This is a genomic window from Pseudarthrobacter sp. NPDC055928 (assembly GCF_042270935.1).
Lineage (GTDB): Bacteria > Actinomycetota > Actinomycetes > Actinomycetales > Micrococcaceae > Arthrobacter.
Window position 1 is genome coordinate 392,677 of record NZ_JBHJZH010000002.1, and the last position, 14,165, is coordinate 406,841.

Consider the following 14,165-nt stretch of genomic DNA (forward strand, 5'->3'; position numbering starts at 1 on the left):
CCGGTTTGGCGACCAAAAGTGATAGCGCAACGGGCTAGTAGACGGGCTTCTGCGGCTCCACGTCGCGCACCCACGCCAGGATTCCGCCGTCGAGATGGCTGACCCGCTGGTAACCGGCCTTCCGGGCCACTTCCAGGACATTGGCCGAACGCGCACCCGACTTGCAGTGGAATACGATCTCCTTGTCCTGCGGCAGCTCAACCCAGGCCTCACCGGCGAGGATCCTGCCCTGCGGGATCAATACGGAGCCGTCGATGCTGACGATGTCGTGTTCGCCGGTTTCCCGGACGTCCACCAGGTCGAAATCCTTCAGGCCCGCCTTGCGGGACGCCAGCATGGTGGCCAACTGGGTCGCCGTAATGCTGTGCTCGTTGTCCGCTGAGGCGGCTGGCGTGATGCCGCAGAAGGCCTCATAATCCGTCAGTTCCGTAATGGGTTCCGCAGCAGGGTCCTTGGAGACGCGGATCTCGCGCCAGCTTCCGCCCAGCGCATCGAACAGTGCCACGCGGCCCAGGAGTGAACGCCCGACGCCGGTAATCAGCTTCACTGCCTCTGTGACCATTAGCGAGCCGACGGCGGCGCAGAGCATGCCGAACACGCCACCCTCGCCGCACGACGGCACGGACCCCGCCGGCGGCGCCTCCGGGTATAGATCGCGGTAGGTGGGTCCGTGCTTTTCCCAGAACACGCTCACCTGGCCGTCGAAGCGGAAGATCGATCCCCACACGTAGGGTTTGCCCAGGATGGCCGCGGCGTCGTTCACCAGGTAGCGGGTCGCAAAGTTATCCGCCCCGTCGAGGATCAGGTCATACTCCGCGAACAGCTCCAGCGCGTTGGAGGAGTCCAACCGGACGTTGTGCAGGCGGACGTCCACCAGCGGGTTCAGTGCCGCGATCGCATCGCGGGCAGATTCAATCTTGGGCCGTCCCACATCGGCCACGCCGTGGATCACCTGGCGCTGCAAGTTGCTGAGGTCAACGTCGTCGTCGTCGATGATCCCCAGGGTCCCCACGCCGGCCGCGGCGAGATAGAGAAGCGCCGGCGAACCCAGCCCCCCGGCCCCGATGACAAGCACTTTCGCGTTCTTTAGACGCCGCTGTCCGAGGGCACCGATCTCGGGAATGATGAGGTGCCGTGAATAGCGCTCCACCTCGGCGGGGGTCAAATCACCCGCGGGCTCCACCAGCGGTTCAAGCGAAATAGAGGAAACATTTGCGGTGAATGTCGAAGCCATACTTCAATGTATGCCCCGAGATACCGCGAGGTCATATTACCCCGCAGTAAAGTGGAGGTAACTGCAATGGAAAGTAGGGCAACTGTGGTCCACGAAGCACGGGCTGACCGGGCGTCCGTCGGCGAACCGCCGGCACCTCAACGCACCGCGGGCCAGCGGTCCGCCCGACTTCCCCGGGATGAACGCCGGGCACAGCTCCTCACAGCGGCCCAGGAAGTCTTTGTCGCCAACGGCTACCACGGCGCCGCCATGGATGAAATCGCCGAAACAGCCCATGTGAGCAAACCCGTGCTGTACCAGCACTTTCCCTCCAAACGCGAGCTGTACCTGGCCCTGTTGGACAGCCATCTCAGCTCGCTCACGGACCTGATGCTCGGGGCCCTCAGCTCCACGGTTGACAATAAAGAACGCGTCCAGGCCGTGATGCGCGCCTATTACCGGTTCATTGCCAGCGACGACCAGGCCCACCGCCTGGTTTTCGAGTCGGACCTCATCAACGATCCCGATGTCAGCTCCCGCCTTGAGACCTTCAACAAAACATTCGCCGACGCCGTCGCCCGGGTTATTGCCGAGGACACCAAGCTGCCCCATCTGGAAGCACAGCTCCTGGGGCGGGGCCTGGCGGGGATGGCCCAGGTCAGCGCCCGGTACTGGCTGGAAACCGACGGCAACCTTGACCTCGATGTGGCCAGCGACCTCATCTACCGTTTAGCTTGGCGCGGAATCTCTCGCTTCCCCAAAGAGACCTAGACTACAAATAAGAGAACCCAAGAAACTTTGATTGGCTGGGAGGCCCCCTTTTGGAAATTAAGATTGGCATTCAGAACATTGGCCGCGAAATCGTGCTGGAATCGGCGCAGGACGCTGACGCCGTGGCTACGGTCGTTGAAGAAGCCATCACCAAGGGCACCGAACTCCGCCTGAAGGACGACAAAGGACGCATTATCATCGTTCCCGGAAAGGCCTTGGGCTACGTCGAAATCGGCGCCGAAGAAGCCCGCAAGGTCGGCTTCGGGCAGTTCTAGCAGCCGACCCACCGCCTAAACCGGCGGATATCCGTAGCTTTTGAGGAGATTCCATGCTTTCGCTGACGATTGTTGTACTGGTGACCGTGGCCGCAGGCTTCATTGTCTGGGCCAATGACAAACGGCACGCCAAGTACGGCATGGGGCTGCCCGCCGGGGTTGCCGCGGCGGTCGGCGCGCTGAGCTGGATCATCTTCATTGCCGCAGGCTTCGGCTACCAGCCGGGCCTCACTTGGATTCCGTGGGTGCTGCCCATGGTGCTGGGGTCAGCGGCCGCGGTGGGTGCTGCGGTGTACCTCGGACGCACCAGGTCGCACTACGACACCTTGCGGCTGACTGCGGCGCTCAAGCTCTAGCCAGGCTCAACCCGCCGGCTGACGTCCTGCCTCCGTGCACAGGCAGAGCCGGTTTCCCTGTGAATCCGTGACCACCACCCAATTGGGTGCGTGGTCACGGTTCATTAACGCTCCGGTAGCCACAGTCTTCTCCAGGACAGCACCCGACTCCGCGCGGCTTCGATGGATGTCCAGGTGTATCCTGCTGCTGTTGGGGGTGGGCGTCTCCTGGAACCACACTGACGGGCCGCGTCCGTGAGGATCCACCAGGTCCGTGCCGGCGCCCTTTTTGTATCCCAGTGCGACGCGCCACACCTCGGAGATTTCAGCGGCGTCTGTCGTGTCGATTCCCACCTCAACGGTCCGGTGCAGTCCCGGTTCCGCTGTTGCTCCGGCGTCTGCCGCGGCAGCACTCGCCGCACCAGCAGCCCTCACATCCCGGGAAGTCACCACGCCGCCAGCGTCATGGGAGGTGTACCGCAGGAACACACGGTTGTACCGCCAGTCGAGGTCCGGGTGGTGGTTTTGTTCTTCGGCGAGGCGTCCGACGTCGGCTATCAGCTGCGAGGCCGCGGCCGCCGTCGGCGTTTTAAACACAGTCACGAACCCGCCGAGGCGGTACCGCCAGTCCGGGAGGCCAGCCAGCGCTTCATCGATGGCTGACCTGCTGAGTGTGTCTTCAGTGCCCGCCACGGCTGGCTCCTCGGGTTGATCCTTGAGGGCACGCCCGGTGGCCGGCCGCGGCGGCAACGGGTCAGAGGAACTCTGCCCGGCCTTCCATGGCTGAGGATGCCAGGGCATGCTCACGGCGCGGTATCCGCCCGGCCGCTTTCGCCAGCCTACCGGCGATCACAGCGTGTTTGAAGGCCTCCCCCATGAGTGCCGGGTTCTGGGCGCGGGTGACAGCGGTAGCCAGCAGGACGGCGTCGCAACCCAGTTCCATGGCAAGGGCAGCGTCCGAGGCAGTCCCTATGCCGGCGTCCAGCACCACGGGCACCGATGCGCGGGACACGATGAGTTCGATGTTGTGCGGGTTGAGGATGCCCAGCCCGGTGCCGATGGGCGATCCCAGTGGCATGACCGCCGTCGCGCCGATGTTTTCGAGCCGCAGGGCCAGGACGGGGTCGTCATTGGTGTAGGCGAACACCTTGAAGCCCCGGTTGACGAGCTGTTCAGTCGCGTCCACGAGCTCAACGGCGTCCGGCAGGAGGGTCTGTTCGTCGGCGATGACCTCAAGCTTGACCCAGTCTGTTTCCAGCGCCTCGCGGGCCAGTTCAGCCGTCATCACGGCATCCCGCGCAGTGAAGCAGCCGGCAGTGTTGGGCAGGACCCGGATGCCATGGTCCAGCAGGAGCTGGAAGAGGGAGCCGGTTTCGGCTGGCGAGTATCGCCGCATGGCGACGGTGGTCAGCTCCGTCCCGGAGGCCAGCAGGGCCGCGCCCAGCCCATCAAGGCTTGGCGCGCCGCCGGTGCCCATGATCAGGCGGGAGCCGAGCTCCACGCCGTCGATCACGAGCGCGTCCGGGTGCCCGGTCGGGTTAACGGTATTGATGGTTTCGGTCATGGTTCAGCCTCCCTGGACTGCTGTGACCAGTTCGACGTCGTCACCTTCGGCGAGTGCCGTGACGTACCACTGGCTGCGGGGTACTACTTCGGAGTTGTGTGCCACTGCCACACCCAGTTTTTGCCCGTCGGTGGCCTGCCCGTTCGCAGCCAGGGGACGGCCAGTGACCTGGCTGACCAGGGTGGTAATTGACGCGCCGTCGGACACGCTGTGCTGCGAACCATTGAGGGTGATGTTCATGCTGTTTCCTTGGTGGGTTGGAGGATGGCGGCGCGGCGTGTGGAGAATCTGGCCGGACTGAACGGGAGCCAGCGCGGGTCTGTACGTCCATCCATGAGGTCCCGGCAGATGGCGGCGGCTGCAGGTGTCAACAGCACACCGTGGCGGAAAAAACCCGTCGCCACGATCAGGCCATCCACCGGTCCGTGGTTCCCTGGGAGGTGGACGCGGCCCAGCAATGGAGCGTTATCCGGCGTAGCAGGACGCGCCCGGGCTGTACTTTCCAGCAGTTCCAGCTCGGCGACCGCCGGCACCAGGACCTGGGCATCGCGAAGCAGCTGGTAGACGCCGCCTGCCGAGACGCCGCCAGCCGACGTTCCTGTGCCGTCCTGGCGGCGCTCCGGACTGGATGCTGCCAACGCGTCCTCGCGCTGGGTGGCACCGATGACCACAGTGCCGTCACGCCTTGGAACGATGTAGACGGGAACACCGTGGACCAGTCCGCGGACAGTGGCGGTGACCAGAGGGCGGAGATGCTCCGGGACGCGCAGCCGGAGAATGTCGCCGTGCACGGGGCGCAGCGGCAGCTGGAGTCCATCGGGCAGCCCGCCCAACGACGCCGCTCCAAGCCCGTTGGCCACGATGGTTTCGCTGGCGGTCACCGATCCCCCACCGGCCAGCCGGACACCGGCGACCCGGCCGTCTTTCCAGGCCAGCGACGACGCACGGTCGGCAACGGCGAATCCGTGTTCGGCTCCTGCGACGGCGGATCCTGAATCCTCCCTGTGGCTGGCCAAAGCCTCCCGCAGGCACGCCACCAGCTTCCGCGGGTCCACCTGGTGGTCAGCGGGAATGTCCAGGGCGCAGGAGATCGCGGGGCTCAGGAGGGCTTCGCGGCTGCGGGCCTCGCGCACCGTCAGTGGTTCAACGTCCAGCCCTTGGGCCCGCTGGACTGATCGGAGGTCCATCAGCGCACGGCGGTCGGCTGCGTCCGCGCCGATGGCCAGCGTGGGGGTGGGCAGGTACCCTGCATCGCCGGGAACGTCCCGGGCCAGGTCCGCCGCGAAGGCCGGCCACAGCCGGGACGATTCAAGCATCAGCTCCAGGAGTTCTTCCTCCTGGTAGTGCAACTCACTTACCGGGGCGAGCATGCCTGCCGCAGCCCAGGTGGCGCCGGAACCGGGGGCATCATCAATCACAACCACAGAACGGCCCGAGCGCCTGGCTTCCCAGGCTATACCGTGCCCGATCACACCCCCGCCGATAACGGCGACGTCAGCAGAGAGGTCGGCGAGAGCGTCACTGGGAGCGCCGGCGGACGGAATGCCGGTTGGCGGTATCATGTGGTTCCTTCCCTACGCCGGTACTAGCCGGATCAGGTCAAGCGGTCGGCTCTGACGCCCTCTCAGCCCGGCGCTTTATGACAGCTGCCGCGGGCTCCCGCAGTACCTGCCCAGTTTAGAGGAACTACTCTGGTTTCCATGAACGCAGCCCTTCCTGACAGCACTGCCGTCGTCAACAGCACCTTCCTTTCCACCAGCCATGCTGAGGCCCTGGGCGGTGCCCGGCTGTACCTGTGCACGGATGCCCGTAAGGACCGCGGTGACTTCGCCGGGTTTGTTGATGCGGCCTTCGCCGGGGGCGTGGACATCATCCAGCTCCGCGACAAGACGATTGAGGCAGCAGAGGAGCTGGACCTGCTGGCAGTACTGAAGGAGTCCGCCCTGCGCCATGGACGGCTATGGGCGGTCAATGACCGGGCCGACGTCGCGGTGCTCTCAGGTGCCCCGGTGTTCCATATTGGCCAGAAGGACCTGCCGCTGAAGGCTGCACGCACCTTGTTGAACGGCAATGCAGCCATCGGTCTGTCCACCCACACCACCTCACAGATCGACGGCGCGGTCTCGGCCTCGGCCGCCGTCACAGCCGCACCCACCGGGCTGGACTATTTCTGTGTTGGCCCGGTCTGGGCCACCCCCACCAAGCCCGGCCGGGCCGCCGTCGGGCTCGACCTCCTCAGGTACGCCGCGGGCGCAGTCAAACAGGCGGCGTCCGTGCCCGGCGTGGCAGAGGTACCCTGGTTCGCCATTGGGGGCGTGGACCTTGGCAACGTAGAGCAGGTGGTGGAAGCGGGCGCCCGCCGGATCGTTGTGGTCCGGGCCATCACCGAAGCCGCCGATCCCGCAGAGGCCGCCGCGGCACTGCTTCGGGCCCTGGACGCCGCCGGCTCCTAGGCCTTCGGCCCCAAAGAGGGGATGGCGTGCATAATCAGCGAAAATCGGGCTAACCTGAATTTCGTGTCACATCATCGGCTGGCCCCAAATGTCCACGAGCACACCAATGCCCTCGAGGAGGCACTGAGTGCGCTGCGGACCGAGCTGGAGCTACCGGGCGACTACCCTGCCGACGCCGTCCGAGATGCGGAAGCCGCTGTCTCCTCAAGGCAACTGCCTGATGCCGACCTGACAGGCATTGATTTCCTCACTATTGATCCTGAGTCCTCCACCGATCTAGACCAGGCCCTGTTTATTGAGCGCGCCGGTAGCGGCTATCGAGTCCTCTACGCCATCGCAGATGTACCCGCATTCGTGGTGCCCGGCGGGCCGCTGGACGCCGAGACCCGCCGCCGGGGACAGACGTTCTACGCGCCCGACGGCCGCATCCCCCTTCATCCGGAGGTCATCAGCGAGGGGGCCGGCAGCCTCCTGGCAGGCCAGCTCTGCTCTGCCTTTGTGTGGGACTTCCACCTGGACCAGGCTGCCCAGGTCACGTCCGTTTCGGTCCAAAGGGCACGGGTCCGCAGCAGGGCCAAGCTCAGCTACAAGGGCGCCCAGGCTGAACTCGACGCCGGAACGGCCTCGCCGGTGTTGGAGCTCCTTAAGGAAGTGGGCCTCAAGCGTGTTGAGCTGGAGCGGGAACGCGATGGCGCGAGCCTGAACATGCCTGAGCAGGAGATCGTGCAGCTTCCCGACGGCGGCTACCGGATCGCCGCTGCTCCCCAGCTCCCGGTCGAGGACTGGAACGCCCAGATATCGCTCATGACAGGAATGGCTGCGGCCACCCTGATGCTTGAGGGCAAAGTCGGCATCCTGCGGACCATGCCCGCCCCTGACGAACGGTCCCTGGGGCATTTCCGGCTGCAGACCGAGGTTCTGGGCAAGCCCTGGGACGGGAAAGCGGGCTACGGGGAGTATCTCCGCACGCTTGACCCCACGGATCCGCGGCAACTGGCCATCATGCATTCGGCGGGAATGCTTTTCCGTGGCGCCAGTTATACGGCGTTCGACGGCGAAATCCCCAATGATGCCCGCCAGTCCGCGATCGGAGCCGCCTACGCCCACACCACGGCTCCGCTCCGCCGGCTGGTGGACCGCTTTGTCCTGGTCATCTGTGAGGCACTCAGCAACGGCAGCCCGGTCCCGGCCTGGGCGCGGGAAGCGCTGCCCTCCCTGCCGGTGATCATGGCCGGTTCCGATCAGCTGGCTGCCAGGATGGAGCGCCTGGCGCTGGACACCGTGGAGGCCGCCCTGCTGGTCAACCATGTGGGCCAGGAATTCGACGCGATCGTCATTTCAGGGTCCAAGCCGCAAAAGGACAACGGCAAAAACGGCAATGGCTCCAACGGTAACGGCAACGGCAGGAACGGGAACGGCCCTTCCGGAATTATCCAGATAGCCGAGCCCGCCGTCACGGCCCGCTGTGCCGGTGACCTCGAATCCGGCACCAAAGTCCGGGTCCGGCTTCTCTCCTCGGACATCGCCACGCGGGAAGTGCATTTCGAGCTCGTCGGGTAGGCGCCGGGGCGGCCGAAAGGGGCAAAGCCGGGTTTAAGACTCCTTGCCGGTAGACTGAAGAAGTAGATATGGATGCCCGGTCGTTGATTTCCTTGATTTTGAATTCAACAAGCCCGCCCCTACGCGATCTTGAGATACGCCCGCTGGTCACCAGTGCCAGCAATTAGATAGCCCGCGATCGGCTTCCACTGGATTTGCTTGCGCGCTTCGAGCGTGCTCCGGAACGGCCACGTTGGCCGGCCCGTTGAGCAGGCAGCGCCAATGCCCAAATGAATAAGGAAACTCACCTGTGAGTGAATTGCATACCCACCAGCTCCTGATTGACGATTCCGGCACCGAGGTCATCGAGCCGGAAGAAACCATTATCTCGGACGAAAAGCCCCATGAGATCGAGGAGAAATCCTTCGCAGACTTCAACGTCCGCGCCGATATCGTGGAGTCCCTCGCCGATGCCGGGATCACCCACCCGTTCCCGATCCAGGCCATGACACTGCCGGTGGCGCTCTCGGGCCACGACATCATCGGACAGGCCAAAACCGGAACCGGCAAGACCCTCGGCTTCGGCATCCCCGCGCTGCAGCGCGTCGTGGGCCGTGACGATCCCGGCTTCGACAAGCTCGCCGTCCCGGGCGCCCCGCAGGCGCTGGTGATCGTTCCCACCCGCGAGCTCGCCGTGCAGGTAGCCAACGATCTCCAGACCGCCTCCCGCAAGCGCAATGCCCGCATCGCCACCATTTATGGCGGCCGCGCCTACGAGCCGCAGGTCGAAGCCCTGCAAAACGGCGTCGAAGTTGTCGTCGGTACCCCTGGCCGGCTCATTGACCTTTACAAGCAGAAGCACCTGAGCCTCAAGAACGTCAAGATCGTCATCCTCGACGAAGCCGACGAAATGCTGGACCTCGGATTCCTCCCGGATGTGGAAACGCTGATCGCCGGCACGCCTGCGGTCCGCCAGACGCTCCTGTTCTCAGCCACGATGCCCGGTCCGGTCATTGCGATGGCTCGCCGCTACATGACCCAGCCCACCCACATCCGTGCGGCCGACCCCGACGACGAGGGGCTCACCAAGCGCGACATCCGCCAGCTCATCTACCGTGCCCACAGCATGGACAAGATCGAGGTCGTGGCGCGCATCCTGCAGGCTCGTGGCCGTGGCCGCACCATCATCTTCACCAAGACCAAGCGGACCGCCGCCAAGGTGGCAGAGGAGCTGGTGGACCGCGGGTTCGCGGCTGCCGCCATCCACGGCGACCTCGGCCAGGGTGCCCGCGAACAGGCCCTCCGGGCTTTCCGCAACAACAAGGTGGACGTCCTGGTGGCCACGGACGTCGCCGCCCGCGGCATCGACGTCGACGACGTCACGCACGTCATCAACTACCAGTGCGTTGAAGACGAAAAGATCTACCTGCACCGCGTGGGGCGCACCGGCCGCGCCGGGAATAAGGGTACGGCCGTCACGTTTGTCGACTGGGACGACATGCCCCGCTGGGGCCTCATCAACAAGGCACTCGGCCTTAGCGTACCCGAGCCCGTTGAGACGTACTCTTCCTCCCCGCACCTCTACGAGGAGCTGGACATTCCGGAGGGAACCAAGGGCCGGCTGCCCCGCAACAAGCGAACCCTTGCCGGTGTTGACGCCGAAGTCCTGGAGGACCTGGGCGAGACCGGCAAGAAGAACTCCCGCAGCAGCGGACGTGACGGTGCACGTGACGCGGCGAAGGACGGCGGACGCGACAACAGCCGCGACCGCGCACGCTCATCCAGCCGCCGCAGCGGAACTGATACCGCCCCCCGCTCAGGTGAGCGCCGCCGTCGTACCTCCGACGCGGCGACTGCAGGCACCGGCCCCGCCGCGGAACCGGCGGCTTCAGCCCCGGCCGAAGGCGACCAGTCGCGCACCCGCCGCAGCCGGACACGCACCCGCCGCCGCAACGGCGAAGTGGTGGCCGGCGGCGACAACGGCGCACAGCCGGGCAGCGCCGAGGCCTAAAAGCCTCAATGACTGAATCTGTCTGGGCGCCGGACGGCAGCAACCTGGTGGTACACGCGGACAACGCGGAATTCCTCCCCTCGCTGCCGGACGGCGCCTTCACACTCATTTACGTGGACCCGCCGTTCAACACCGGCCGGGCCCAGCAGCGCCAGGAAACGCGGATGGTGGTCAACGCCGAAGGCTCGGGAGACCGCGTGGGCTTCAAGGGACGTTCCTACGACACCATCAAAGGCGCCCTGCACCGTTACGACGACGCCTTCAGCGACTATTGGTCCTTCTTGGAGCCGCGGCTCGTGGAGGCCTGGCGGCTGTTGGCAGACGACGGCACGCTGTACCTTCACCTGGACTACCGCGAAGTGCACTATGCCAAGGTCATGCTGGACGCCATCTTCGGCCGGGAATGCTTCCTGAACGAGATCATCTGGGCCTACGATTACGGGGCGAGGGCCAAGTTCCGCTGGCCCACCAAGCACGACAACATCCTCGTGTATGTGAAGAACCCGGCGAAATACCATTTCGACAGCGCCGAGGTGGACCGGGAGCCGTACATGGCGCCGGGGTTGGTCACGCCCGCCAAACGCGAGCTCGGCAAGCTGCCCACTGACGTCTGGTGGCACACCATCGTCTCGCCCACCGGCAAGGAAAAAACCGGCTACCCCACGCAGAAGCCTGAGGGCCTTGTCCGCCGGGTGGTTGCCGCGTCTAGCCGGCCCGGGGACTGGTGCCTGGACTTCTTCGCCGGTTCCGGTACGCTCGGTGCGGTGGCCGCCAAACTGGACAGGAAGTTTGTGTGCGTGGACCAGAACCAGCCAGCCATCGACGTCATGGCCAAACGGCTGGGCACCCGCGCGACGTTTACGTCGTTCCCCCCCAACTAGGTCGCAGTTAATGTCGTTTTGAGCCTCCAATACGACATTAAATGCGACCTAGATTCGTAGCTGGTTCGGCTAGCAGGTTTCCATCAGCTGGATTCCGTGATCTCTCTGTCGGTTGTCCAGGACCGCTCCGTTGGAGTCGCAAATGGCGTTGACCAACAGGGCAAAGCCTTCACCGTTCTGGAAGTTGCCATTGCTGCCAGCGCCTTCCGGGACAGTTCCCGGCGGCAGGAACACCCAAGCACCCGCCTCCAGTACGTACGCCCAGTTGCCCTGCACATGGACGTTGATATTAGGGCCGGGGATGAAGATGAAGTCGCTGCCCGTGTAGGCCGACCGGCTGACGTTGGAACAGTCCAGCGCATTGGCTGCCGTGGGGACAAACATAAAGAGTGCGGCCAGGCCAGCCGCGGCGAATGATTTCCTGAACATGGTTTCTCTCCGTCTACCGTACGAAATGTTGCATGGCGACGAGACCTTTCGGCGATGAACACCACCCCCGGCAAGCGCAAGACTACTCAGCCCGGAGCGTTAGTCAAGATGTGCGGAACTCCCGCGCACTACTGCCGTCCCGGTGGCCAGCTCCTCGATCCGCGCCAGCACCTGGGGCGTCGTCAGGTTCTCTCCCAGCAGGTTGGGTTTGCCGGTGCCGTGGTAGTCGGACGAACCTGTAACCAGGAGTCCATGCTTGGCAGCGAGGCCCCTCAGATACTCACGGCCGGCCTCGGGATTGTCCCTGTGGTCGATCTCCAGGCCCACCAGGCCGGCGTCGATCATCTCCTGGTACGTGCGCTCCCCCACGATCCGTCCACGTGCGGAAGCCACCGGATGCGCAAAGACGGGAACGCCGCCGGCGGCACGGACAAGCTCGACGGCGGTTGCGGGGTCGGGCGCGTAGTGCTGGACGAAGTAGCGCGAATGGGAGGTCAGGATGGAGGTGAAGGCCTCCGAACGGTCCGCCACGACACCGGCGGCCACGAGCGCATCCGCGATGTGCGGGCGCCCCAGCGTGGCACCGGGTGCCACATGATGGATGACGTCGTCCCACGTCAGCGGATAGTCCTCCGCAAGTAGGGTGACCATGCGCTCTGCGCGGGTGAGGCGGGCGTCCTTGGCCTTCGTGATCTCCTCCAGCAGCCCGGGGTGGTCAGGATCGTGCAGGTAGCTCAGGAGGTGCACACTGATCCCTTCCGCCGTCCGGCAGGAGACCTCCATGCCCGGAACGAGCGCCACGCCGAATTGCACGGCAGCGGCCGAGGCTTCGGCCCAGCCATCCGTGGAGTCGTGGTCTGTCAGCGCGACGACATCCAGCCCTGCGCGGGCGGCCGAGGCCATCACATCGGCGGGTGTTTCCGTGCCGTCGGAAACATTGGAGTGGGCATGCAGGTCAATCCTCACCTGCCCAGCCTAGTTGACCGCGTTCGCGCAGCCGCGTAGCTGGTGAGACGATGGTGCCGTGAACGATGCCGAAAACACCCTGAACTCTGCTTCCCAGCCCCTCGAAGAGCGCGTCAACAACCGCTCGCAGCGGCCCAGTTCCGATGCCTTCAAGGCCTTTATGGCCAGCAATTGGGCGCCTTCCACTAAGGAACTGCCGGCGCGCGATACCGTCGCCAGCTACGCCGCGACCCGGCGAAGGACCATCTCTGACCAGTTCAAAGGCGAACGCCTGGTCATTCCCGCCGGCCCGCTGAAGGTGCGCTCCAACGACTGCGACTACCGCTTCCGTCCGCACTCCGCATTCGCCCACCTCACCGGCCTGGGCCTGGACCACGAGCCGGACGCCGTACTCATCCTCGAACCTGTCGGAGAAGGAAAGGGCGACGACGGCGGGCACCACCATGCCACGCTGTACTTCCGCCCGCTGGCCGGCCGGGACACTGAACAGTTCTACGCCGACTCGCGATCCGGCGAGTTTTGGATCGGCGCCCGTCCCACCCTGGCTGAGTTTGAAGCACGGTTGGGACTTCCCACCGCTCACATTGACGCGCTCGAAACCGCGATCACCAAGAATGTGGGCGCTCCCGAGATCGGCGGGATCTCCATTCGCCTGGTCCGCAAGGTGGACGAGAACATCGATGCCCTGGTGGACACGGCCCGCTACAACACGGCCAAGGACCCGGACAACCTGGACCTCGCGGTCCTCGATGCGCTGGATGAGAAGCTGTCTGAAGCCCTGTCCGAGCTCCGCCTCCTGAAGGACGAGTGGGAGATTGAGCAGATGAAGACGGCAGTCGCGGCCACGGTCGAAGGCTTTGTGGAAGTGGTCAAGTCCCTTCCCCGTGCCCTGACCCATGACCGCGGCGAGCGGGTTGTGGAAGGCGCGTTCTTTGCGCGTGCCCGCGAGATCGGCAACGAACTCGGTTACGACACCATCGCGGCCTCGGGCAACAACGCCACCGTGCTGCACTGGACGCGCAACACCGGCAGCATCAACGCCGGGGAGCTCCTGCTCCTGGACGCGGGAGTGGAGGCCGACTCCCTGTACACCGCCGACATCACCCGCACCCTGCCTGCCAACGGCATGTTCAGCGAGATCCAACGCAAGGTCTACGAAGCGGTCCTCGACGCCGCCGACGCCGGGTTCGCCGCCGCCCGGCCCGGGGCCAAGTTCCGGGACATCCACACCGCCGCCACGACGGTCCTGGCCGAGCGGCTCGCTGAGTGGGGGCTGCTGCCCGTCAGCGTGGAGGAAGCGGTCAGTCCCGAGGGGCAGCAGCACCGCCGCTGGATGCCGCACGGCACCAGCCACCACCTCGGACTGGACGTGCACGACTGCGCACAGGCCAGGCGGGAGCTGTACCTGGATGGCATCCTGACCGAGGGCATGGTCTTCACTATCGAACCGGGCCTGTATTTCAAGAACGAGGACCTGGGCATCCCGGAGGAGTACCGCGGCATCGGAGTCCGGATCGAAGACGACGTCCTGATGACGGCCAATGGCCCCATCAACCTCAGTGCCGCGCTGCCCCGCAAGGCCGACGACGTCGAGTCCTGGATGGCCGGTATCTATCGGGAAGCCAACGGCGAAGGCAGCCAGCAGGCCCCCGCATAGCCCGCTGCGGCCTCAAACGCGAACGGACACCTAAGCCCCTGGGGTTTAGGTGTCCGCTCGCGTTTGAGGCC

15 protein-coding genes and 1 riboswitch are annotated in these 14,165 nt (G+C 65.2%); of the genes, 8 read left to right on the plus strand and 7 right to left on the minus strand.

All coding sequences use genetic code 11. The features are described 5' to 3' along the window. Window positions 1-34: 34 nt before the first annotated feature. Complete coding sequence (gene moeB, locus ACFC25_RS05010; protein ID WP_376044335.1) at window positions 35-1,234, minus strand: molybdopterin-synthase adenylyltransferase MoeB; 1,200 nt, start codon at window positions 1,232-1,234, stop codon at window positions 35-37. 84 nt (window positions 1,235-1,318) lie between these two features. On the opposite strand from moeB, the gene ACFC25_RS05015 reads away from it, so the two are divergent. The 3 genes from ACFC25_RS05015 to ACFC25_RS05025 are packed head-to-tail and all read left to right on the plus strand — an operon-like array spanning window position 1,319 to window position 2,615. Then, window positions 1,319-1,984, plus strand: a complete 666-nt coding sequence (locus ACFC25_RS05015) for a TetR/AcrR family transcriptional regulator (protein WP_337345929.1) — start codon at window positions 1,319-1,321, stop codon at window positions 1,982-1,984. A 50-nt stretch (window positions 1,985-2,034) separates the two neighbouring features. Then, on the plus strand, window positions 2,035-2,259 hold the full coding sequence (locus ACFC25_RS05020; RefSeq protein WP_376044336.1) for a DUF3107 domain-containing protein: 225 nt from the start codon (window positions 2,035-2,037) through the stop codon (window positions 2,257-2,259). Window positions 2,260-2,312: 53 nt separating this feature from the next. Further along, window positions 2,313-2,615 carry a hypothetical protein gene (locus tag ACFC25_RS05025; RefSeq protein ID WP_337350933.1) on the plus strand — a complete coding sequence of 101 codons (303 nt, stop codon included), beginning with the start codon at window positions 2,313-2,315 and terminating at the stop codon, window positions 2,613-2,615. A 6-nt stretch (window positions 2,616-2,621) separates the two neighbouring features. Here the strand turns inward: ACFC25_RS05025 and ACFC25_RS05030 are convergent, their stop codons facing one another. The 4 genes from ACFC25_RS05030 to thiO form a co-directional block, all read right to left on the minus strand. Then, window positions 2,622-3,287 carry a 4a-hydroxytetrahydrobiopterin dehydratase gene (locus tag ACFC25_RS05030; protein WP_376044337.1) on the minus strand — a complete coding sequence of 222 codons (666 nt, stop codon included), beginning with the start codon at window positions 3,285-3,287 and terminating at the stop codon, window positions 2,622-2,624. A 61-nt stretch (window positions 3,288-3,348) separates the two neighbouring features. Then, complete coding sequence (locus ACFC25_RS05035; RefSeq protein ID WP_376044338.1) at window positions 3,349-4,158, minus strand: thiazole synthase; 810 nt, start codon at window positions 4,156-4,158, stop codon at window positions 3,349-3,351. A gap of 3 nt (window positions 4,159-4,161) precedes the next feature. After that, entirely contained in the window at window positions 4,162-4,398 is a 237-nt protein-coding gene (thiS, locus tag ACFC25_RS05040; RefSeq protein ID WP_337350931.1) for a sulfur carrier protein ThiS, read from the minus strand. Further along, complete coding sequence (gene thiO, locus ACFC25_RS05045; protein ID WP_376044339.1) at window positions 4,395-5,720, minus strand: glycine oxidase ThiO; 1,326 nt, start codon at window positions 5,718-5,720, stop codon at window positions 4,395-4,397. Before thiO ends, thiS begins: the two co-directional genes overlap by 4 nt. After that, a riboswitch (TPP riboswitch) is annotated at window positions 5,712-5,831 on the minus strand. Its footprint overlaps the gene before it by 9 nt. A 27-nt stretch (window positions 5,832-5,858) precedes the next feature. Here thiO and thiE point away from each other — a divergent pair. The 4 genes from thiE (at window position 5,859) to ACFC25_RS05065 (ending at window position 11,042) form a co-directional block, all read left to right on the plus strand. Next, window positions 5,859-6,611 carry a thiamine phosphate synthase gene (gene thiE / locus ACFC25_RS05050; RefSeq protein ID WP_376044340.1) on the plus strand — a complete coding sequence of 251 codons (753 nt, stop codon included), beginning with the start codon at window positions 5,859-5,861 and terminating at the stop codon, window positions 6,609-6,611. A gap of 63 nt (window positions 6,612-6,674) precedes the next feature. Beyond that, window positions 6,675-8,171 (plus strand): RNB domain-containing ribonuclease, encoded by a 1,497-nt coding sequence (locus ACFC25_RS05055; protein WP_337345706.1) that lies wholly within the window; start codon window positions 6,675-6,677, stop codon window positions 8,169-8,171. A 289-nt stretch (window positions 8,172-8,460) separates the two neighbouring features. After that, window positions 8,461-10,161, plus strand: a complete 1,701-nt coding sequence (locus ACFC25_RS05060) for a DEAD/DEAH box helicase (protein ID WP_376044341.1) — start codon at window positions 8,461-8,463, stop codon at window positions 10,159-10,161. Window positions 10,162-10,169: 8 nt separating this feature from the next. Then, complete coding sequence (locus ACFC25_RS05065; protein ID WP_376044342.1) at window positions 10,170-11,042, plus strand: DNA-methyltransferase; 873 nt, start codon at window positions 10,170-10,172, stop codon at window positions 11,040-11,042. Between the two features lie 69 nt (window positions 11,043-11,111). Here ACFC25_RS05065 and ACFC25_RS05070 read toward each other — a convergent pair whose 3' ends face one another. Together ACFC25_RS05070 and ACFC25_RS05075 are read right to left on the minus strand one after the other, a co-directional pair. Further along, the gene (locus tag ACFC25_RS05070) at window positions 11,112-11,471 is read right to left on the minus strand and encodes a hypothetical protein (RefSeq protein ID WP_337345703.1); all 360 of its coding nucleotides are present in this window, start codon (window positions 11,469-11,471) and stop codon (window positions 11,112-11,114) included. 99 nt (window positions 11,472-11,570) lie between these two features. After that, window positions 11,571-12,437 (minus strand): PHP domain-containing protein, encoded by an 867-nt coding sequence (locus tag ACFC25_RS05075; protein WP_337350927.1) that lies wholly within the window; start codon window positions 12,435-12,437, stop codon window positions 11,571-11,573. A gap of 58 nt (window positions 12,438-12,495) precedes the next feature. Between ACFC25_RS05075 and ACFC25_RS05080 the strand changes: the two genes are divergently transcribed. Beyond that, window positions 12,496-14,094: an aminopeptidase P family protein gene (locus ACFC25_RS05080; RefSeq protein ID WP_337345701.1), complete on the plus strand. Its 1,599-nt coding sequence runs from the start codon at window positions 12,496-12,498 to the stop codon at window positions 14,092-14,094. Window positions 14,095-14,165 lie beyond the last annotated feature (71 nt).